The organism is Pseudonocardia sp. HH130629-09 (assembly GCF_001294645.1).
In the GTDB taxonomy this organism is placed as follows: domain Bacteria; phylum Actinomycetota; class Actinomycetes; order Mycobacteriales; family Pseudonocardiaceae; genus Pseudonocardia.
In genome coordinates this window covers 2,491,742-2,511,070 of sequence record NZ_CP011868.1, presented here as the reverse complement: position 1 = coordinate 2,511,070, position 19,329 = coordinate 2,491,742, and the positions used below count along the sequence as shown (strand labels likewise).

The following is a 19,329-nucleotide window of genomic DNA, read 5'->3' as shown; positions in this document are numbered from 1 at the left end:
CGGTCCGACGCGGCGAGCACGAGGTTCCCGAACCGGCGACCGTGCAGCACGTCCGGCGCGGCGACGAGTGCCAGCTCGGCGAACGCCGCGCCGGCCGTCGCGATCTGGCCGGGCAGGAACGGCCACGGGGCGCCGTCGCCGAGGTTCGCCACGTGCATCCCGGTCGGCGCGAGCACCCGGCGGACGGCGGTGAGGAACTCCGCCGTCGTCACCTGGGCCGGGGTGCGGGCGCCGGCGAACACGTCGACGACGACGACGTCGAACGACCCGGGCGCGAACCGGCCCAGGGTGGCGCGTGCCTCCCCGGTGACCACGGCCAGCCCGTCCGCGACGCCGGGGCCCGGCAGCCGGTGCGCGACGAGGGCTGCCAGCTCGGCGTCGAGCTCGACGACGGTCTGAGCCGACCCGGGGCGGGTCGCGGCGACGTAGCGGGCCAGCGTCCAGGCCCCGCCGCCCAGGTGCAGCACCCGCAGCGGCACGGCGGGCGGCGCGGCGAGGTCCACGAGGTGGCCGATCCGGCGGACGTACTCGAACTCGAGGTGCTCGGGGGCGTCGAGGTCGACGTGGGACTGGGCGGTCCCGTCGAGCAGCAACGTCCACGACGACGGCCGCGCCGCGTCCTGCACCAGCTCGGCGACGCCGTGGTCGACCTCGGCGCGGACCACCGCGCCGGCCCGACGGTCGTCCTGCGGCGCACGGGATCCCATTCCGGTCATCCTGCCCCGGCCCGACGAGTTGTCCACAGGCGGGCGGTCGGTCGGTCCGGGCGGCGCTCCGGGCCCCAGGATCGGGGTATGAGCCTCGTCGTCCTCGCCGCCGCCCTGGGTCTCGTCGCCGGTGCGGGTACCCGGTACCTGCTGGCCCGGGCGCCCCGCGGGGCGCCGGTACCGGAGCGGTGGTGCGGGCCGGGGACGGCGTCGGGGACGGCACTGTGCTGGGCGGCGGTCGCGCTGGCGGTGCAGACCGGACGGCTCGATCCGCGGTGGGCGGCGCTGCTCGCGGTGCTGTCCTGGCTGGCCGTGGCCGGTTCGGCGACCGACCTGCTGGTCCGCCGGCTGCCGAACGCGCTCACGGTGCCCGGGCTCGTGCTGGTGCTGGCCGCGCTCGTCCCGGCCGGGGGCGGCGCCGTGCTGCGCGGCCTGGCCGGCGCGGTGCTGCTCGGCGGCGCCTACCTGGTGGTGCACCTGGTCTCGCCGCACGCGATGGGCGGCGGCGACGTGAAGCTGGCCGCCCCGGTGGGAGCCGCGGCCGCCGGGACGGGGTGGGCGCTGCTGCCGGTGGTGGCGGTGGGCGCCGCGGTCGCCTCGGCGGTGGTGGCGCTCGTCGTGGTCGCGGCCGGCCGGGCCGGGTGGGGGAGCAGGCTCCCGCACGGGCCGGTGCTGCTCGGTGCCGCCCTGGTGGCCGTCGCCGCGACGGTCGTGGTGCCGTCGGGTGCCGTCGGGGCCGGGTGAGAGGATGGTCGCCGTGCTGCGATGGATCACCGCCGGGGAGTCCCACGGTCCGGCCCTGGTGGGCGTGCTGGAGGGCATGGTCGCCGGTGTCTCGGTCACCACGAAGGAGCTGCAGGCCGAGCTGGCCCGCCGCAAGCTCGGTTACGGCCGCAGCCCACGGATGGCGTTCGAGGCCGACGAGCTGGAGGTCCTCGGCGGCCTGAGGCACGGGGTCACCCAGGGCGGCCCGGTCGCGGTCCGGATCGGCAACACCGAGTGGCCCAAGTGGGAGACGGTGATGGCCGCCGACCCGGTGGACCCGGAGCTGATCGCGCACCGCGCCCGCAACGCACCGCTGACCCGGCCCCGCCCCGGGCACGCCGACCTCGCCGGCATGACCAAGTACGGCTTCGACGAGGCCCGTCCGGTCCTGGAGCGGGCCAGCGCCCGTGAGACCGCGGCGCGCGTCGTGCTCGGCACCGTCGCGAAGGCGTTCCTGCAGCAGGCGCTCGGCGTGACGATCGTGTCCCACGTCGTGGGCATCGGTGCCGTCGACGCCCCGGACGACGAGCCGCTGCCCGGCCCCGCCGACCTCGACCGGATCGACGCCAACCCGGTGCGCGCGTTCACCGACGCCACGGGTGCCGCGATGGCCGCCGAGATCGACGCCGCCCACGACGCGGGCGACACCCTCGGTGGGGTCATCGAGGTCATCGCCTACGGGATGCCGGTCGGCGTCGGCACCTACGTGCAGGCCGACCGCCGCCTCGACGCCCGGCTCGCCGCCGCGCTGATGGGCATCCAGGCGATGAAGGGCGTCGAGATCGGTGACGGCTTCCGCACCGCGCACCGCCGCGGCTCCGTCGCCCACGACGAGATGGTCCCCGCTGGCTCGCCCGGGCAGGGCCCGGCGGGCACCGTCCCGGTCACCCGGCTCACCAACCGGGCCGGTGGCATCGAGGGCGGGATGACCAACGGCGAGCCGGTCCGGGTCCGGGTCGCGATGAAGCCGATCTCCACCGTGCCGCGGGCGTTGCGCACCATCGACACCACCACTGGTGAGGAGGCCACCGCCATCCACCAGCGTTCCGACGCCTGCGCCGTGCCGCGTGCCGGGGTCGTCGTCGAGACGATGGTGGCGCTGGTGCTGGCGCAGGCCGCGTTGGAGAAGTTCGGCGGGGACTCGCTCGGCGAGACCCGCCGCAACGTCGCCTCCTACCTCGCGGGGCAGCGGTGACCGCGCCGGGCCCCGATGCGCAGGGCAGCCCCTGGCTGGTGCTCGTCGGCCCGCCCGGGTGCGGCAAGAGCACCATCGGGACCCTGCTCGCCCAGCGGCTCGGGCTGAGCTTCGCCGACACCGACGTGGTGATCGTCGAGCGCATCGGCAGGCCGATCGCGGAGATGTTCGTGCAGGAGGGCGAGCCCGCGTTCCGCGCGCTGGAGCGGGAGGTCGTCGCCGAGCAGCTGCACGCCGGGCACGGCGTGCTCGCCCTCGGCGGCGGCTCGGTGCTCGCCGCCGAGACCCGGGCGCTGCTCGCCGGGCACCGCGTCGTCGCTCTGGAGGTGGACCTCGCCGACGGGATGCGCCGCACCGGGATGTCCACCGCGCGCCCGCTGCTGGCCGGGGTGAACCCGCGTGCCACGTTCCGCGCCCTGCTCGCCGAGCGCGCCCCGCTCTACGCGGAGGTCGCGACCGTGCAGGTGAGCACGGTGCGGCGCAGCCCCAACCAGGTCGTCGCCGCGGTGCTGGCCGCGTTCGGCCAGGGCCCGGACACCCTGCCCGAGGCCTCGCCCGACGCGGCCGACCCGTTCGACCGTCCCACCCCGCGCCAGGACTCGACGCTCCCGGCGCCCGGCTTCGGCTCACCACAGGACGCCACCGGGACCGGCACCGAGCGAGCGGAGGCCCGATGACCGACACCACCACGCTGCCCGACACCTCCGGCACCCTCGAGTCCGACGGTGCGGTCCGCATCGACGTGCGCACCGAGCAGCCCTACCCGGTGCTCGTCGGCGCAGGGATCGCCGCCCGCCTCGCCGAGGTCATCACCGGGACCGGCGCCGGCCGGGTGCTCGTGCTGCACCCGCCGACCCTCGCCGACCGCGCTGCCGCCGCCCGCGACGAACTCGCCGCCGCTGGGCTGGCCGCCTCGCTGCACGAGGTCCCCGACGCCGAGGGCGGCAAGTCGCTGACCTCGCTGGCCGACTGCTGGGACGCCTGCGCCGACGCCGGGCTGACCCGTGCCGACGTCGTCGTCGGGTTCGGCGGGGGAGCGGTCACCGACCTCGCCGGGTTCGTCGCCGCCACCTGGATGCGCGGGGTGAAGGTCGTGCACCTCCCGACCACGCTGCTCGCCATGGTCGACGCAGCCGTCGGCGGGAAGACCGGCATCAACACCGCCGCCGGGAAGAACCTGGTCGGCGCGTTCCACGAGCCGTCCGCGGTGCTGGTCGACCTCGACACGCTGCGCACGCTGCCGCGCGCGGAGCTCGTCGCCGGGTCCGCGGAGGTGTGGAAGGCCGGGTTCATCGCCGACCCGGTCATCCTCGACCGCGTCCGCGCCGACCCGGCCGCCGCACTGGACCCGGCCGGGCCGGTGCTGGCCGAGCTGGTGCGCCGTGCGATCCGGGTGAAGGCCGACGTCGTCGGGGCGGATCTGCGCGAGTCGCACCTGCGGGAGATCCTCAACTACGGTCACACCCTCGGCCACGCCGTGGAGCGCCGCGAGCGCTACCGCTGGCGGCACGGGAACGCCGTCGCCGTCGGCCTGGTGTTCGCCGCTGAGCTCGCTCGTGCCGCCGGGCGGCTCGACGACGCCACCGCCGACCTGCACCGCGAGGTGCTGGAGCTGGTCGGGTTGCCGACGAGCTACGAGCCCGGCGTGCTCGACGAGCTGACGGAGACCATGCGCGGTGACAAGAAGTCCCGCGCCGGGACGCTGCGGTTCGTGGTCCTCGACGGGCTCGCCGAGCCCGGCCGCCTGGAGGGCCCGGACCCGGAGCTGCTGGCGACCGCGTACGCCGCGATCTCCCGCTGAGACCGTGCCCGTGCCGCGGGCCGATGTCCTCGCTCCGCTCGCCGTGGTCGCCGGGGTCAGCGGGTCGCGTGGGACTCGTAGCGGTACAGGACGGCCAGCTGGGGCACCGAACGGCGCACGTCACGCGGGGAGGCGACGGCCAGGGCCGTCAGGTCGTCCGCCGCGGCCCACAGCTGCTCGGCCGAGGACAACTCGCCGTCGCGAGCGCGTGCGGTGAGACGGGCGATGGCGGCGTCGTCGCGCGGGTTCAGGTGCGCGACCCGCCACAGCAGATGACGGGCCGCGGCGAGGTAGGCGTCGTCCGACCTGGAGGCCTGTTGGTCGTCGAGATGGGCGAGCAGGTCCCAGGTCGGCTCGCCGGCGGCCGGACGTACCGCGAACAGCGGCCGTGCCCCCTCGCGCTCCCGGACCGCTCGCTCGCGGCTGCGCATGCGGCACGCCCAGGCGACGAAGCCGGTCGCAACAGTGAGCAGAAGGAGCACCAGCAGCGCTTCTGACGCCTGCAGGACTGCTGCGCCGAGCCCGCCACCGACCAGCAGCGAGACCACGATCAGGCGCGCCCGGCGGGGCCCCGGCTCGGTCGCGGTGTCGGCGGCGTCGGACAACAACGCCATCATCAACGGCCGGGGCAACAGCGGATCGGCCACGATCAGCTGACCTGCGTGCGGCAGCGCCGCACCCCACCAGGTCAGCTCGGCGCCGACCCGTGACGGGGCAGCAGCTCCACCGAGCTGCCAGCTGTCGCGCGCGGTCACCTGCGCAGCCTCCGTGAACACGTCGCTTGGCCGCCCGAGCCCGTTGGCGCTCATCCGGCGGGATGGAGCAGCGGATACAACACATTGCGGCCTGTAGTGCCACACGATCGAGCACTCCGTCACCTGGTGAGACCAACCGCCTGCACGAAGCGCAACGGATCTTGTGACGCCAGGTAGTTGAAGGCGGCACGGGCAGCATGGCGGGAGTGGTCGACCCGACCGTCGAGCTCGCCGAGGGCGTGACCCCGAACAGAGGCCGACACCGGTCGAGATCAGGTGGCGCCTGCGTCGTCGGTGCGTACGTCCTCATGTTCCCGGGCGTGGCGACGGCACCGACGGGTCGGACGGAGGAGCGGCCGGGCCGTGGCTGACCAGGACCTGGTTACGGCCGGCGTTCTTCGCGGCGTAGAGGGCCTCATCGGCGGCCGCGAGCAGGACGTCGAGCTCGCGACCGGCCTGCGGGTAGACCGCGGCCCCGATCGAGGCGGTGAGGTCGGTGACCGCGACCGGGGGGACCTCGTCGTCGACGTGGACCGCCAGGCGCTCGATCCTGCGTCGGATCCGCTCCCCCACCTCCAGGACCGCTTCTGCGTTGCGGCTGGCCGAGGTGAACATCCCGGCCAGCGCGATGACGAACTCCTCCCCGCCGAAGCGACCCGCGGCGTCGTCGTCGCGGATCTCGGCGACGATCGCCTCGCCGACCGCGCGGAGCACCGCGTCACCGACCAGGTGCCCGTAGCGGTCGTTGACCTCCTTGAAGAAGTCCAGGTCGAGGATGAGCACGCCGGCGCAGGTGCAGTCGCGCTTCGCCGCGCCGAGCAGCTGCAGCGCGCGGGAACGCCAGCCCTCGGAGTTCAGCAGACCGGTCTTCGCGTCCGTCGCTGCCCGTGTCTCCAGCTGCCTGATGAGGGTCGTCTGCTCCATCAACACGAGCGCCGGGATCAGCAGCCAGACGAGCAGGACGTGGTCGGGGACGATGACAGTCGCCACGATTCCGCCGAGGCTCAGTGTGGCGGTCTCCAGCGCGATCTCCCCTCCGGCGAGGATCGCGAGGAATGTGCTGCCCGGCTGCGCGAGCCGGATGACGCTCACGACCAGCAACATGTTCGTCCCGGTGTAGACCACCAGACACGCAGCGATCTCGACGATCGCCCACCAGGAGTCGAATCCGCCGGATCCGGGAAAGATCAGTGTGACCGCGGAAACCAGGTAGACGGCCAGGACGACCGTCGACGTCGAATAGAGCTGTCGATGCGTTGGAGTTCCTGCGGGTCGGAACACGCGGAAGTACAGATGTGTGTAACTGGCGATCACCGTGGCCGCTGCCAGCATCGGCGGTAGCAACAACGCGCCCGCGAACGTCCACACCGAACTCAGGTCGACGTATCTGGTCTCGGCGATGCGCCGCCGTAGTCGTTCGGCACGCAGTGAGATCTCGGCGTGGAACCCGCTCAAGATCACCAGCGTGCCTGCGATCAGCCATGCCGACAGATCGCGCGGGACGCCGCCGAGGAGGATATCGACGGTGAGTAGGCACACAGCGGCGAGCTCTACCGCGAGGAGTAGCGCTCGGACGCCGATCGGAAGTGACCACAGCTGCCACGCCGCCAGCCACGACCGGAGCGCACTCCGGTCGGTGTCTCGCGCGGTGGATGAGGTCACCGAAATCCCCGAATCGTAGATCGTTATCTCTCGTGTCAGCATAGACGTCGTCCAGCGGTTTCATCCCTGCTCAGTCGTGTCGCTCTCACCGATCTGCTGGGCGCCACCCGGGCTCGAATGACCCGCCAAGATCAACTAAGGCGCTGACGTGGTGATGCTTCTCGCCTACCCTGTCGAGGTCGCCGCGAGGCAGGGGACTGTTTCAAGATCGGTGTTTTCGGCCCGACACGCCGGGCTGAGGTCCGGCGAGATGGGCACGGACAGTGATGACATCGGACCTTGTGGATCCAAGCGAGGGTGACCCGAAGCCTGCTCGGCAGGCGTCGGCGGAGCGGGCCGCTGCGGCGGCGATGGTGGCCGAGGCGAAGGCGCGCGGGCTGGCGTTGACCGGCCCGGACGGCCTGTTGAAGCTCTTTACCAAGAATGTTCTGGAAACGGCGCTGAACGAGGAGATGACCGAGCACCTCGGGCACGACAAGAACCGGGCCGACCCCGGCCGGGAATCCACCAACGTGCGGAACGGGTCCCGCTCGAAGACGGTTCTCTCGGATGCCGCGGGTGACGTGGAGATCGACGTTCCGAGAGACAGGGCCAGCACTTTCGAGCCGCAGATCGTGAAGAAGCGTCAGCGGCGCCTCACAGATGTCGACGAGGTCGTACTGTCGCTGTATGCGAAAGGGATGACGACCGGGGAGGTTTCCGCACATTTCGCTGACATCTATGGGGCGTCAGTATCGAAGGAGACGGTCTCGCGGATCACCGACAAGGTCGTCGCCGAGATGAATGACTGGGTTGGTCGGCCGTTGGATTCGGTGTACGCCGCGGTGTTCATCGACGCTGTCCACGTCAAGGTCCGGGACGGGCAGGTCGCCAACCGGCCGGTCTACGCAGCCATCGGCGTCACCGTGGACGGCTGCAAGGACGTGCTGGGGCTGTGGATGGGCGTCGGCAGTGAGGGCGCGAAGTTCTGGATGAGCGTGCTGGTCGACCTGAAGAACCGCGGCGTGCGTGACGTGCTGTTCCTGGTCTGCGACGGCCTCAAAGGACTCCCGGAGGTCGTGGCCAACGTGTGGCCGCAAACCATTGTCCAAACCTGCGTCGTGCACCTGATCCGAAACACTTTCCGGCTGGTGGGTCGACAGGACTGGGACGCGGTGAAGCGCGACATCAAACCAATCTATGCCGCGCCCAACCCGAATGCAGCACTTATCGCTATGGATGAGCTCGACGAGAAATGGGGCCGTAAGTACGCGGCGATGATCCGGCTATGGCGCAACGCGTGGGAAGAGTTCGTGCCGTTCTTGGACTACGACGTCGAGATTCGAAGGGTGATCTGCTCTACGAATGCGATCGAATCGCTTAACGCCCGCTACCGGCGCGCGGTGCGGGCGCGTGGTCATTTCCCCACTGAGCCTTTCCCAGTAGTGGGGAGCGGCTGGCGGCGACACGCCGGGGGCGTGGAGGTGCTCAACGAGGGTGCGGGACCCCGGTAGAAGAGGTCGGTCCGCTCAAAGATCGACTCACCACCGAGGTCCCGCGTGCCCGATCCTGTCACCTACACCGCCGTGCTCCCGATCGGGGAGCCCACCGCGTCGTTGCTGTCGCGGCTGTTGGCCGAGGAACGCCTCCGGCGCGGGACCCGGCGCGGGCGTCGGGCGCTGGACTGTGACCGCCACGCGGTGCTGGTGCTGCGCTGGTTCCTCGACGCGACCCGGGTCGCCCAGCTCGCCGCCGACAACCGGCTGAGCCTGTCGAGTACCTACCGCTACCTGCACGAAGGTATCGACGTTCTGGCCGCCGCCGCGCCTGGACTGCCCGGCGCGCTGCTCGCGGCCCGCACCGCCGGGCACACCCACGTTCACCTCGACGGCACCGTGATCCACACTGACCGCTCCCGCACTCCCGGACCGACCCCGGGAGTGGATCTGTGGTGGTCGGGTAAGCACCACGTCCACGGCGGGAACGTTCAGGTCCTCACCGCGCCTGACGGGTGGCCGTTGTGGACCTCCCCGGTGCGCCCGGGCCGCGAGCACGACACCACCTGCGCCCGCGGTCACCCCGGCCTGCTCGACGCGATCGAGGGCTGGACCGACGACACCCACGTCGTGCTCGCCGACCTCGGCTACGAGGGTGAGAACACCCGCCTGACCTGCCCGTTCAAGACCCCCACCGGCGGCGGACTGTCGGTGGACAAACGCACCGTCAACACGCTGCACTCCGCCACCCGAGCCCTGGCCGAACGCGGGAACTCCCTGCTCAAGACCACCTTCAAGGCGCTACGCCGGGTCAGCTTCTGCCCCTGGCGGATCGGCGCGATCACCGCCGCCGCGCTCGTCCTGCTCCACGTCGAGCACGACCGAACCACATGATCAACCAGCACCTACTGGGAAAGGCTCACTGAGCAGGCTGCGATGAAATGCTTGTATCTTGTGACTCGCAGCCTGGACCCGACCGGGACGGGCCGCACGAGGTGGACGATGCGTTGGAAGCCCGTGATCAACGCGTTCGCCATCACGTTCGGTGACCGCTGGCCGGGAGCCGAGACCTACTGAGCAACGACGCCGAAACACCGATCACGAGACAGGCCCCGAGGCAGAGCTCGGTGCCTCGGCGGCTCGCCGTCGGCGGACGGTCGGCGACTGGGCCGTTCGCAGTAACCCGATAGAAGGGGCTGCCCGGAGAGGGGGAGTCGTGCGTAACTGGAACTGGTGACGGAGCGCGGTTCGGTGTAAAGATTCTCCACTCCATCGGAAAGGGGGCGTAATGCGCAACTGGAACTGGTGACTGCAGTGATCGAGCGGAACGGTGTCTGAGATGAGGGGTGGGTGGCGAGGCGAGACAGGCCCGGCGAGCGTGCGCAACTGGAACTGGTGAGGCGTGGATGCAACGACGTGTCGAGAAGTAGGCGGGGAGGTGTGGGCGATGCGCAACTGGAACTGGTGACGGTGACCGAGTCGGGGCGGGTGTCGAGCCATCCGGCTGTCGGCGCCGGCGGGGATCGTCGGAAAGGGGAATGCGGGATGCGCAACTGGAACTGGTGAGCGCTGTGATCGACGGGCACGAGCGGAGAGGGGAGATGGCTGTGCGCAACTGGAACTGGTGACGTGGTAGTGCTGTCCGAGATCTGGAAGAGGCAACTCGTGACATGTAGCCGTGTACGGATCTGAAGCACGCGCCGGCGACGTCCGGCCGGGGAAGGCGCGACGCGCGACGTCGATGAGGTGGCGGGGAGTCGTGAGGCGTCCGGGGCGACCCGCCCCTCAGAGTCCTCGCGCGGGCCGTGACGTGGCCACGGCTGCGAGCCCCGCCGCGGCCACCGCGGCGGTCACCGCCACCGCCACGCCGGGGGAGGACCACTCGGCGAGCAGACCGGCAGTGAGGAGACCGAGCCCCTGCGCGCCGATCAGCCCGGCGGCCGCGAGGCCGGTCGCGCGCCCCCGCGCCTCGGCCGGGGTCCGGCGTACGAAACCGGCCTGCGCCTGGATCAGCGCGGCGGCCACGGCCGCGCCGCTGAGTGCCCACAACACGGTGATCGCCGCGACGGACGGCGCGAGCGCGCTCACCATCAACGGAACGCCGGCAGCCACGGCGAGCGGGAGCATCCACCGTTCCCGGGTCCGCTGGGGGACCCAGCGCGTGAACACGATCGCCCCCACGACACTGCCGGCCGGGATGGCGGCCAGGAGCAGCCCGACGGCGACCGGCCCGGCGCCGAGCTGCGCGGCATAGGGAACGGCGACTCCCTCCGGGGCGATGTAGGTCCCGGCCAGCCAGACCACGACGGCCAGCGTGCGACGCGAGGGGTCCGCGAAGACCGTGCGCGCTCCGGCAGCGATGTCGCCCGACCAGGAACGGACCGCACCGGCGGCAGGGGCAGGCGCGGGACGAGGCGCGACCCCGCAGGCCAACACCGCCGCGGACAGCACGAAGGTCACCGCGTTCATGACCAGCGCGGCGTGCGGACTCAGCAGGGCCAGCAGCGCTCCGCCGGTCGCGAACCCGGCAACCTGCGCTAGCTGGCCCGTCACCTGACGGACGGCATAGCCGCGTTCGAGCAGGTCACCGCGCAGGATCTCCGGCAACAACGCCCCCTGCGCGGCGGAGTGCGGTGAACCCGCCAGCACCAGGACCACGATCAGGGCGCACAGCACGGGCAGCGGGAGGCCGGGCCACGCCATCGGCATGACGAGCGCCGCTCTGGTGAGGTGACTGCCGATCATGACCCGCCGACGCGGATACCGGTCGGCGACCCAGCCCAACAGTGCGCCGCCCAGCAGCGCAGGGAGGAATGTCAACGCGTACACCGCCGCCGACAGCGCCGCTGAGCTGGTGCGCTCGTAGACCAGCACCGAGAACGCCACCCGAGCGAGCTGGTCGCCCAGGATCGAGACGACCTCGGCAGACCAGAGCGCACGGAACTCGCGAAGCGTGAAGACCTCGGTCAGGCGCCGGGGCCTCGGCACGGCGGCTGCGGAGTCGGCATCGTTCATAGTCGGCCCGCTGACCATGTCACGAACAGCAACGCGTCGGACACTCAGGGTTCGAGCCAGTACACTACTGGGCGATCAACGACCGCGAACAGTCGACCACCGACCCCCGGACGTCGACGTCGGAGGAGGAACTAGTCGCGGACCGCGGCGACCGCCTCGATCTCGACGAGCTGATCGTCATAACCGAGCACGGTCACCCCCATGAGGGTGCTGGGCGGGTCGTGGTCACCGAAGGCGTTACGGACCACCTCCCAAGCGTCCACGAGATCGGCCTGCTCGCTGGACGCGACGAGCACCCGGGTGCTGATGACGTCACTCAGCGACGCGCCGCTCTCGGCCAACGCGGTTCTCATGTTCTCGACGCCGTGCGCTGCTTGGCCTGCGACGTCCCCGACCGCGCGGTCGAGCCGTCGGCGTGGAGGGGGCAGCTGCCCGCCAGGAAGATCAGTCGTGCATCCGCGGGCGCGGTCGCGGCATAGGCGTACTCCGCCACGTCGGACAAGCGGGCAGAACGGATCAACCTCACGATCGTGGTCATCGGCGACGACCCTAGCCACGTCCGCCGATCCGCGCGGTCCGATTTCAGGCTCCGCCGAGCTGGTCAACCGGTGTGCAACGAGCGTGGGGACGGCGTTGGTCGTCGCCGGTCCGGAACCGGGCCTCTGTGGCCGCGGTGCGCTCATCGAAGGTCCAGGCCGGGGGTGATGAAGTCGCGGTAGTAGGCGACGACCGTCGAGCGGGGGATGTCGGGCCGGGTGAGCCACCATCGTCCGAGCTGTTCGCCGACCCCGCTGATGGCGTAGGCGAAGGCGAGGCTGCGCTCGTCGTCGAAGGACCCGAGGTTCCGGACCATTCCCGCGATCCGCGTGATGGTCTGCTCACGCAGCTCCGTGAGCCGTGCGTTCAGTTCCGGGGACAGGGCGGTGCTGGGGTTGAACAGCACCATCCAGCGGTGCGGGTCGCGTTCGAGAATGCCGAAGAACACCTCGCCCGCCCGCGTGATGACGGTGCGGGCGTCGGCGCCGGCCTCGATGAGGATCTCCGGCTCGCGGACCCGGTCCTCGAGTTCGGCGCGGGCCTGTCGGACACATGCGACGAAGATGTCGTCCTTGGTGGCGTAGTGGGCGTAGACGATCGTGCGGCTGACCCCGGCCTCCCGGGCGATGTCCTCGATGCTCGTGCCCTCGAAGCCCCGCTCGGCGAAGAGGCGCTCGGCGACGGCGACCAGCTGCGCCTGCCTGGCCTCGCGGGACAGGCGCCGTCGCGGGGGTCGCTCGGTCATGTACGAGACGGTACGTCGCCGCGCGGTGTCGACCTGCGCCCACTCGACGGTCACCCCGAGAGCCGACGCTCCGACACGAAATCCCACATCACGGCGGCAAGGTCGGGGCCATGCCGGTCGACGAAGAGCCCTGTGCTGCGGGGACCTGACCATGCGTGGCCCTGTCCGTGGATCAGTAACCGCTGGATGACGAGACCGGGGGTGGTGGGGCGGCGGTAGGTGTCGGTCTCGAAGGCGTGTCCGTCCGGCGGCGTGGAGTGCACCGTCGTGTCGGGGCGGACCGGAGTCGACGCGTCCGGGGTGCGGCCCTCGATGAGCTCGCCGAGCGCGACCCACTGCTGCACGAGTCGCTCCGCCATGACGGGCGGAACGGTCGTGTCCTGGTCGCCCTGGACGACCAGGAGCGGGACCTGGCGAGCCCGTGGCCCCATCTCGGCGCGAGCCGGCACCGCCGTCTCGGCCGGTGACGGCGGGACGGGCTGCTCGGCGAACTCGCGCCGGAATCCGTACTCGCCTCCGGCCACGGACGTGACCGTCGCGAACAGGTCGGGATAGGTCACGCCGAGGATGACGGCCGTGCCCGCTCCGGAGGACACGCCGAGGGCGTGGACGCGGTCACCGTCGGCGTGGTGCGTGGCCACGACCTGCCGCACGGCTCCGGCGATCAGTTCCGGCTCACCACGACCGCGGTGCTGGTGCTCGGGCGACAGCGAGTTCCAGCACAGCTGTGGGTTCCGCAGCACGGACTGGGTCGGGTAGACGACGATGAAGCCCTCGCGGTCGGCCAGATCGTTGAGCCGCGTGGTGTCCTTCATCGAGTTGAGCCCGAAGCCGGTCATCGCGCACCCGTGGATCGCGACGACGACCGCCGGCGGCGCGCCCGTCGAGCCTCCGGGCCGCGGCGGCGGGAGATGTACCTGGTAGCGCAGAACCCCCTCAGCGCTGGTGTAGGACTCGTCCCGGTCTTCGCCCCGTGGGCCTGACGGCCCGGGCGCCGCCGCCGCGAAGCCCGGCGCGACCGTCATCAGGACGAGCGCGACCGCCAGCATGATCGCGTGTCCCCTGAACCGACGTCCCGACATCCACCGACCTCCAGTAGCGCCATTGCCGTAGTTGGCACAGCGTAACTTATGGTGGACACTGTGTTCAGTTGAGTTGCTCGGTACTTCCTGTGCGGCAGTGAGCCGCTGTGCTCGGGGGCCCCGCGACTTGACGCTGACGCCCCTTCCGCCAGTGAGCAGTGCGTTCCGACGATGGACCGGCCGGACGCCCGCCTCACTGCCCGACCCTGTCGCCCGAGTGTGCGTGCCTGCGCAACGTCGACGATGGCCGGGTGCGTGATCGGACGGCGACGAGCGCACACGCGACGACCGCGACGCCGCCGAGGAGTGTTGGCCAGGTGATGCTCTCGTGGAGGATCAGCGCCGCCCAGCCGATGCTCATCACGGGCTGGGCGAGCTGGATCTGGCTGACCTGCGCGAGTGGGCCGATCGCGAGGCCGCGGTACCAGGCGACGAAGCCCAGGAACATGCTCACGACGCCCAGGTAGGCGAAGGCGAGCCACTCAGCCGGCGTTCCGGCCGGTGGCTGGTCGACGACTGCCCATCCGGTGAGGAGGACGGTCACCGGCGCGGTAGCGAGCAGCGCCCACGAGATCGTCTGCCAGGCTCCGAGGCGGCGGGACAGGATCCCGCCCTCGGCGTAGGCAAGGGCGCAGACGATCACGGCTGCGAACAGCAGGACGTCGGCGGCCTGCAGCTGTCCGAATGTATGTCCCTGTACCGCGGCGAACAGCACGGCGGCGACCGCCCCGCCTGCCGAGGTGACCCAGAACATGCGACCGGGTCGTTCGCCCGTGCGAACGACGGAGACGATCGCAGTGGTGGCGGGCAGGAGTGCAATGACCACTGCCCCGTGGCTCGCGGGCGTCTGCGTCAGCGCGATCGAGGTGAGTAGCGGGAAGCCGAGCACGGCACCAGCTGCCACGACCCCGACGCCGATCCACTCCCGTCCGCGTGGACGTGGGGACTGCGAGAACCAGAGCGCCAGACCTGCAAGCAACGCGGCAACCACCGCGCGGGCGCTGCCGACGAACAGCGGCGACAGGTGCCCGGACCCGAGGGCGAGCCGAGTCAGCGGGACGGTGAACGAGAAGGCGAGGACGCCGAGGAAGCCCCAGCTCAGGCCTGGACGAGACGGTAGAACGAACAGCGATAGCGGACGGCCGGGAGAGACAGTAGCGCTACTATCCTCACTCATGAATCAGCGTAGCAGTGGGCTGGTCGAGGCGGCTCTGGAGACATGGATCTCCTCCGCCGCGCCCGGTGCGCGCCTGCCGTCGACGCGCGAACTGACGGCGCACCACGGCGTCAGTCCGGTCACGGTTCAGGCGGCTCTGCGATCGCTGGTGTGTCGTGGGCTCATCGAGACCCGCCCCGGCGCGGGGACGTTCGTCAGTGCCACCCGTGAGCTGCGCCCGGTGGACCTCTCCTGGCAGACCGCCACCCTCGGGGCGGCAGGAGCAGTCCCCGCCGCCGCGTCGAGTGCTCTCCGCACGGTCCGCAGCGATGCGATCTCCCTGCACTCGGGTTACCCCGACCGCGGCCTGCTCCCCGAACGCCTCCTGCGGCCGGCAATTGCCCGGGCGGGCCGCGGCGACGCGGCACTCGAACGCACCGGGTCGGCAGGGCTCGCGGGGCTCCGAGCCTGGTTCGCCGCCGAGATCGCCGCCCAGACGCCCGCAGACGTCACCGGCCCCTCGGCGCGGGACGTGATCATCGTGCCCGGCAGCCAGCTCGGCCTCGCCGTCCTGTTCCGTAGCATCGCGGGACCGGGCGGCGCGATCCTCATCGAATCGCCGACGTACTGGGGAGCGATCCTCGCCGCTGGTCAGGTCGGCACCGCCCTCGTGCCCGTTCCCGCGAGCACCGAGGGCCCCGACGTCAGCGCTCTCGAGCGCGCCTTCACCGAGACCGGCGCGCGCGGCTTCTACGCGCAGCCGAACTTCGCCAACCCCACTGGTGCGCGATGGTCCGCCGCACGCGCCGCCCACGTCCTCGAAATCGTCCGCGCGCACGGCGCGTTCCTCATCGAGGACGATTGGGCCCACGACTTCGGCATCACTGCTGACCCCGTACCGGTCGTCACGAGGGACGACTCCGGGCACGTTGTCTACCTGCGCTCCCTGACCAAGAGCGTCTCGCCGGCCATCCGCGTGGCCGCGCTCGTCGCCCGCGGCCCGCTCCACCATCGTCTCCTCACGGAGCTGCAGCCCCAGTCGATGTACGTGAGCGGACTGCTTCAGGCCGCCGCCCTCGACGTTGTGACGCAGCCCGCATGGCGATCACACCGCCGTGCCCTCCGCAAGCAGCTCCGCGCCCGACGGGATCTCCTCGTCGCCGCGCTCACAACGCACACCTCCGACGCGACGATCGAGGGAATCCCTGCGGGCGGCCTCAGCCTCTGGGTCCGTCTCCCGTACGGGACCGACCTCGCCCGCTTGACACAGGAAGCGGAGCTGCGCGGCCTCGCCGTCGCTGCGGGGAACGAGTGGTTCCCCGCCGAGCCCACGGCTCCGTACGTACGCCTCAGCTTCGCAGGCCCGAACCCTGACGCGTTCGACCAAGCGGCGATCATCCTCGGGGAGGTCCTCGCGCAGCAGCGCTGAGGGATCAAGAACTTCCTGACCAGCGGCAGCTAGCACCGGTTGTCGGGTCGTGGCGGCGTAGTCGCAGGACGGCGCGGGCGGTCCGCGCGTGGGCAGGGCCCAGGGGGCTGCCCGTGATCAGCCGATGGTCTTGACCACCCGTGCGGGCACCCCGGCCACCACGGTCCCGGCGGGAACGTCCCGGGTCACGACCGCTCCGGCCGCCACGACCGCGCCGGGGCCGATGGTCACGCCCTGCGTGATGGTGGCAGCCGCCCCGACCCACACGTCGTCCTCGATCACGATCGGGGCGCTGGCGGTGTACTCACGTCGCTCTGCCAGAGGTAGGGGGTGCCCACCGGTGATCAGGTTGACCTTCGGGCCGATCATGACGTCGTCACCGATGGTGATGCCGCCACCGTCCATGAAGGTGCAGCCCTGGTTGACGAAGACGTTCGTCCCGAACCGTGTACGCAGGCCGTGCTCGGTGAAGAACGGCGGGTAGATCGTCACCGTCTCCGGCAGCGGCCTGCCGAAGACAACTGCCAGGAGTTCAGCGCGGGTCTCGGTGTCGCTGAACGCAAGCACGTTCAGTCGGGACGTCGCATCGGTCACCTCCGCGATCCGCGCCGCGAAACGCGCGAAGTTGCGAGTTCGGACATGCATGACCTGGTCTGTGCGGGTGCTCATGAGGCCTGATCCCAGCAGCGCACCCGGACACGGATCAAACAACCGCGCGCCCCTGGCCACAACCACCGGTTGTGCTCCTACAGTCAGGGCGTGGACTTCCAGGCGCTCCGCACATTCGTGGCCGTGGCGGAGACCGGGCAGTTCCAGGCCGCCGCCGACGACCTGAGGATCAGCCAGCAGGCCGTCTCCAAACGGGTGGCCGCCCTGGAGAAACACCTGGGGGTCACGCTCCTGGTACGCAGCTCCCGCGGGTCGCGGGCGAGCCTGGACGGGCAGGCGTTCCTCCCCCACGCGAAGAAGATCCTCGCCGCGGTCGAGCAGGCTCAGCAGGCGGTCCACCCGCAGCGCAGGCCGTTGCGGGTGGACGTCCTCAACCGGCGCATCGCCCCGGCCCAGGCCGTCTACGCCTTCTACCGCGCCAACCCGGGCACCGCTCTGGACACGGTCACCCTGGCCGCACAGGGAGCCCTCGACGCAGTCCGCACCGTCCTGGACGGGAGTGTGGACGTCTCCTTCCGCGCCATCCGGGCTGACCAGATCCCGCCCGGGGTCCGGGCCGAGCGGCTCCTGGACAACCCGCTGCAGGCCCTGCTCGGCCCTGCCCACCCCCTGGCCGGCGCAGACCAGCTCCGCCCGGAGGATCTCGCCGGGCACAGGGTCTGGATCCCCGGGATGCGGTTCCCCCGAGATCGTGGAGGGTTCTTATGCCGCGTCTCGGGTGAGGGCGGCGTTCTCGTAGTTGATCGGTGAGAGCCCGGCGGCGGCACTGTGTCGCCGCCGGTGGTTGTAGAAGCCGTAACACCAGTCGATGACCGCCGCCCGCGCCCTACTGATGGTGTCGAAGTCGTTGCGGGACAGCACTTCCCACTCCAGGCTGGAGAAGAACGCCTCCGCCGCGGCATTGTCGAAACACGACCCGACCCGGCCCATCGACTGACGGATGTCGAGCCGCCGACACAGAGCGGTGAACGCGCCCGCGGTGTAGGTCGACCCGCGGTCGGTGTGGAAGATCACCCCGGCGATTCGGTCCGCCCCGCCGCGGGCCGCCACCGCCATCCGGATCGCCGCACACGCCAGCTCGGCGTTCGGGTGCAGCCCCGTGGCCGCGCCGAGCAGCCGCCGCGAGTACAGGTCGATCACCGTGGCCAGATACAACTTCCCGGCCGCGGTGGGGATCTCGGTCATGTCCCCGACCCATCTGCGGTTCGGCTCGGCCGCAGTGAAACCCCGACGAAGCAGGTCCGGGAACTTCGGCGCCGTGCGGTCCTGGCGGGTCAGCCCGTTGTGCCGCTTGATCCGGCGGGCGACCAGGCCCTGGCGGCGCATCGAGTCCGCCACGGTCTTCTCCGACACCCGCCATCCGGCCTCACACAGGTCGGCGTGCAGACGGGGTGAGCCGTGTAGCCGCTGGGCGTCGTCGAACGCCACGGCCACGGCGGCGTCCAACGCGCAGCGGCGCTTCTCGGTCGCGGTGGCACCACCGTCGGAACGCGCGGCGCGGTCGAGCCACTTGTACAGCCAGGAGATCGACACCCCCAACAGGGCGCAGGCCAGCGTGTGCGGCACCCGGTGGAAGGTCCTCTGGTCGGCGATGAAACGGGCCACGCTCACTTCGTCGCCTCCTTGACCCACAGGACCACGGATCGCTTGAGGACATCACGCTCCATCCGCAGCTCGGCGTTCTCCGCGCGCAGCCGCTTGAGCTCCTCGACGCCGCCGCGAGACAGGCCCTCGGTGTCCTCGCGGGCCTCTCGTGCACGGGCCACCCAGTTGCCCAGCGTGCCCTCGTTGACCCCCAGGTCACGGGCGACCTGGGCGATCGGCTTGCCCGTCTCCTCCACGACCCGGACCGCTCCGTCACGGAACTCCCGGTCGTAGCGCTTCCGTACCTCTGGCATCGCTACCCCTTATAGCTGATGCCTCCCCGATCATGGGGGAACCGCAGGGATCCGGCCGGGTACCGAGTGGGCAGACTTCTACCGGTCACTCTCGCAGCAGTTCGGGCTCACCATGCGACGCGCTGGGCCCCCACTTCGGCGACGAGGCACTCATGGACGCTCTGGCCGACTCCGCGGATCAGGCGACCCTGGTCGGTGCCGGTGACCGCTACCTGTGGCCCGAGAGCTACCGGCTGCGCCGCATCCCACTACGGGACCCGACGCCGCTCTACCCGCACGTGCTGCTCACCCGCTCCGGCCACCAGCACCCCGTCCTCGACAGACTGCGCGACCACCTCCGAGCACACCGCACCGCCACGGCAGACCAGGTCTGGTCCCCGGACTGGGTTGCCGCATGATCCAGCAGCTTCACGAGCGCGGAGGCAGCCGTGCGATCGG

Annotated in this window: 19 protein-coding genes and 3 pseudogenes; 10 read left to right on the top strand and 12 right to left on the bottom strand. The window is 71.2% G+C overall.

The annotated features are described in order from the left end of the window. Positions 1 to 26 precede the first annotated feature (26 nt). Positions 27 to 707: pseudogene (locus tag XF36_RS30315) on the bottom strand (spermidine synthase); the annotation flags it as partial. 87 nt (positions 708 to 794) lie between these two features. On the opposite strand from XF36_RS30315, the gene XF36_RS29475 reads away from it, so the two are divergent. From XF36_RS29475 to aroB, 4 genes are read left to right on the top strand one after another with little or no spacing between them, the layout of a single operon-like run. Continuing rightward, entirely contained in the window at positions 795 to 1,451 is a 657-nt protein-coding gene (locus XF36_RS29475; protein WP_082375349.1) for a prepilin peptidase, read from the top strand. Positions 1,452 to 1,464: 13 nt separating this feature from the next. Beyond that, positions 1,465 to 2,667: a chorismate synthase gene (gene aroC, locus XF36_RS11560; protein WP_060714615.1), complete on the top strand. Its 1,203-nt coding sequence runs from the start codon at positions 1,465 to 1,467 to the stop codon at positions 2,665 to 2,667. Then, positions 2,664 to 3,344: a shikimate kinase gene (locus tag XF36_RS11555; RefSeq protein ID WP_064485412.1), complete on the top strand. Its 681-nt coding sequence runs from the start codon at positions 2,664 to 2,666 to the stop codon at positions 3,342 to 3,344. The genes aroC and XF36_RS11555 overlap by 4 nt, the downstream gene beginning before the upstream one ends. Continuing rightward, the gene (aroB, locus tag XF36_RS11550; RefSeq protein ID WP_060711983.1) at positions 3,341 to 4,468 is read left to right on the top strand and encodes a 3-dehydroquinate synthase; all 1,128 of its coding nucleotides are present in this window, start codon (positions 3,341 to 3,343) and stop codon (positions 4,466 to 4,468) included. The genes XF36_RS11555 and aroB overlap by 4 nt, the downstream gene beginning before the upstream one ends. 56 nt (positions 4,469 to 4,524) lie before the next feature. Here aroB and XF36_RS11545 read toward each other — a convergent pair whose 3' ends face one another. Further along, positions 4,525 to 5,223, bottom strand: coding sequence for a hypothetical protein (locus XF36_RS11545; protein WP_145981333.1), 699 nt, complete (start codon positions 5,221 to 5,223; stop codon positions 4,525 to 4,527). Positions 5,224 to 5,529: 306 nt separating this feature from the next. After that, the gene (locus tag XF36_RS30310) at positions 5,530 to 6,927 is read right to left on the bottom strand and encodes a GGDEF domain-containing protein (RefSeq protein ID WP_082375348.1); all 1,398 of its coding nucleotides are present in this window, start codon (positions 6,925 to 6,927) and stop codon (positions 5,530 to 5,532) included. 308 nt (positions 6,928 to 7,235) lie between these two features. On the opposite strand from XF36_RS30310, the pseudogene XF36_RS11535 reads away from it, so the two are divergent. The 3 genes and pseudogenes from XF36_RS11535 to XF36_RS31515 form a co-directional block, all read left to right on the top strand. Then, positions 7,236 to 8,297 (top strand): annotated as a pseudogene (locus XF36_RS11535) (IS256 family transposase); the annotation flags it as partial. 153 nt (positions 8,298 to 8,450) lie between these two features. After that, a complete protein-coding gene (locus tag XF36_RS11530) occupies positions 8,451 to 9,254 on the top strand; it encodes an HARBI1 family protein (RefSeq protein ID WP_193394036.1) in 804 nt (267 codons plus the stop codon). Between the two features lie 27 nt (positions 9,255 to 9,281). Beyond that, positions 9,282 to 9,437, top strand: a pseudogene (locus XF36_RS31515) (IS256 family transposase); the annotation flags it as partial. 708 nt (positions 9,438 to 10,145) lie between these two features. Here XF36_RS31515 and XF36_RS11525 read toward each other — a convergent pair. The 6 genes from XF36_RS11525 to XF36_RS11505 form a co-directional block, all read right to left on the bottom strand. Then, positions 10,146 to 11,375, bottom strand: coding sequence for an MFS transporter (locus XF36_RS11525; RefSeq protein WP_082375346.1), 1,230 nt, complete (start codon positions 11,373 to 11,375; stop codon positions 10,146 to 10,148). Positions 11,376 to 11,506: 131 nt separating this feature from the next. Beyond that, the gene (locus XF36_RS11520; RefSeq protein WP_238589318.1) at positions 11,507 to 11,803 is read right to left on the bottom strand and encodes a Rid family hydrolase; all 297 of its coding nucleotides are present in this window, start codon (positions 11,801 to 11,803) and stop codon (positions 11,507 to 11,509) included. Further along, positions 11,725 to 11,913: a hypothetical protein gene (locus tag XF36_RS34000; protein ID WP_238589384.1), complete on the bottom strand. Its 189-nt coding sequence runs from the start codon at positions 11,911 to 11,913 to the stop codon at positions 11,725 to 11,727. Before XF36_RS34000 ends, XF36_RS11520 begins: the two co-directional genes overlap by 79 nt. Positions 11,914 to 12,054: 141 nt before the next feature. Next, on the bottom strand, positions 12,055 to 12,657 hold the full coding sequence (locus XF36_RS11515) for a TetR/AcrR family transcriptional regulator (protein WP_168169496.1): 603 nt from the start codon (positions 12,655 to 12,657) through the stop codon (positions 12,055 to 12,057). Positions 12,658 to 12,707: 50 nt separating this feature from the next. Beyond that, positions 12,708 to 13,706, bottom strand: coding sequence for an alpha/beta hydrolase family esterase (locus tag XF36_RS11510; RefSeq protein ID WP_060711977.1), 999 nt, complete (start codon positions 13,704 to 13,706; stop codon positions 12,708 to 12,710). A 226-nt stretch (positions 13,707 to 13,932) separates the two neighbouring features. Further along, positions 13,933 to 14,916, bottom strand: coding sequence for a DMT family transporter (locus XF36_RS11505; RefSeq protein ID WP_060711976.1), 984 nt, complete (start codon positions 14,914 to 14,916; stop codon positions 13,933 to 13,935). Here XF36_RS11505 and XF36_RS11500 point away from each other — a divergent pair. After that, entirely contained in the window at positions 14,915 to 16,324 is a 1,410-nt protein-coding gene (locus XF36_RS11500; protein ID WP_060711975.1) for a PLP-dependent aminotransferase family protein, read from the top strand. The two genes, XF36_RS11505 and XF36_RS11500, sit on opposite strands and share 2 nt — an antisense overlap. Positions 16,325 to 16,441: 117 nt before the next feature. Here the strand turns inward: XF36_RS11500 and XF36_RS11495 are convergent, their stop codons facing one another. Beyond that, positions 16,442 to 17,059 (bottom strand): DapH/DapD/GlmU-related protein, encoded by a 618-nt coding sequence (locus XF36_RS11495; protein WP_238589223.1) that lies wholly within the window; start codon positions 17,057 to 17,059, stop codon positions 16,442 to 16,444. 24 nt (positions 17,060 to 17,083) lie between these two features. On the opposite strand from XF36_RS11495, the gene XF36_RS11490 reads away from it, so the two are divergent. Next, positions 17,084 to 17,743, top strand: coding sequence for a LysR family transcriptional regulator (locus XF36_RS11490; RefSeq protein ID WP_082375342.1), 660 nt, complete (start codon positions 17,084 to 17,086; stop codon positions 17,741 to 17,743). Here XF36_RS11490 and XF36_RS11485 read toward each other — a convergent pair. Next, positions 17,696 to 18,604, bottom strand: a complete 909-nt coding sequence (locus XF36_RS11485; protein WP_060710839.1) for an IS3 family transposase — start codon at positions 18,602 to 18,604, stop codon at positions 17,696 to 17,698. The two genes, XF36_RS11490 and XF36_RS11485, sit on opposite strands and share 48 nt — an antisense overlap. Continuing rightward, positions 18,601 to 18,891: a transposase gene (locus tag XF36_RS11480; RefSeq protein ID WP_060710840.1), complete on the bottom strand. Its 291-nt coding sequence runs from the start codon at positions 18,889 to 18,891 to the stop codon at positions 18,601 to 18,603. Before XF36_RS11480 ends, XF36_RS11485 begins: the two co-directional genes overlap by 4 nt. 152 nt (positions 18,892 to 19,043) lie before the next feature. Between XF36_RS11480 and XF36_RS11475 the strand changes: the two genes are divergently transcribed. Then, a complete protein-coding gene (locus tag XF36_RS11475) occupies positions 19,044 to 19,289 on the top strand; it encodes a hypothetical protein (RefSeq protein ID WP_202968510.1) in 246 nt (81 codons plus the stop codon). The last annotated feature ends 40 nt before the right edge of the window (positions 19,290 to 19,329 follow it).

Bases quoted from the DNA above. Each gene is read 5' to 3' on its own strand.
- XF36_RS11510 (WP_060711977.1), bottom strand. From the start codon at position 13,706: ATGCTGGCGGTCGCGCTCGTCCTGATGACGGTCGCGCCGGGCTTCGCG.
- XF36_RS11505 (WP_060711976.1), bottom strand. From the start codon at position 14,916: ATGAGTGAGGATAGTAGCGCTACTGTCTCTCCCGGCCGTCCGCTATCG.
- XF36_RS29475 (WP_082375349.1), top strand. From the start codon at position 795: ATGAGCCTCGTCGTCCTCGCCGCCGCCCTGGGTCTCGTCGCCGGTGCG.
- aroB (WP_060711983.1), top strand. From the start codon at position 3,341: ATGACCGACACCACCACGCTGCCCGACACCTCCGGCACCCTCGAGTCC.
- XF36_RS11500 (WP_060711975.1), top strand. From the start codon at position 14,915: ATGAATCAGCGTAGCAGTGGGCTGGTCGAGGCGGCTCTGGAGACATGG.
- XF36_RS11480 (WP_060710840.1), bottom strand. From the start codon at position 18,891: ATGCCAGAGGTACGGAAGCGCTACGACCGGGAGTTCCGTGACGGAGCG.
- XF36_RS11515 (WP_168169496.1), bottom strand. From the start codon at position 12,657: ATGACCGAGCGACCCCCGCGACGGCGCCTGTCCCGCGAGGCCAGGCAG.
- XF36_RS30310 (WP_082375348.1), bottom strand. From the start codon at position 6,927: ATGCTGACACGAGAGATAACGATCTACGATTCGGGGATTTCGGTGACC.
- XF36_RS11475 (WP_202968510.1), top strand. From the start codon at position 19,044: ATGGACGCTCTGGCCGACTCCGCGGATCAGGCGACCCTGGTCGGTGCC.
- XF36_RS34000 (WP_238589384.1), bottom strand. From the start codon at position 11,913: ATGACCACGATCGTGAGGTTGATCCGTTCTGCCCGCTTGTCCGACGTG.
- XF36_RS11525 (WP_082375346.1), bottom strand. From the start codon at position 11,375: ATGAACGATGCCGACTCCGCAGCCGCCGTGCCGAGGCCCCGGCGCCTG.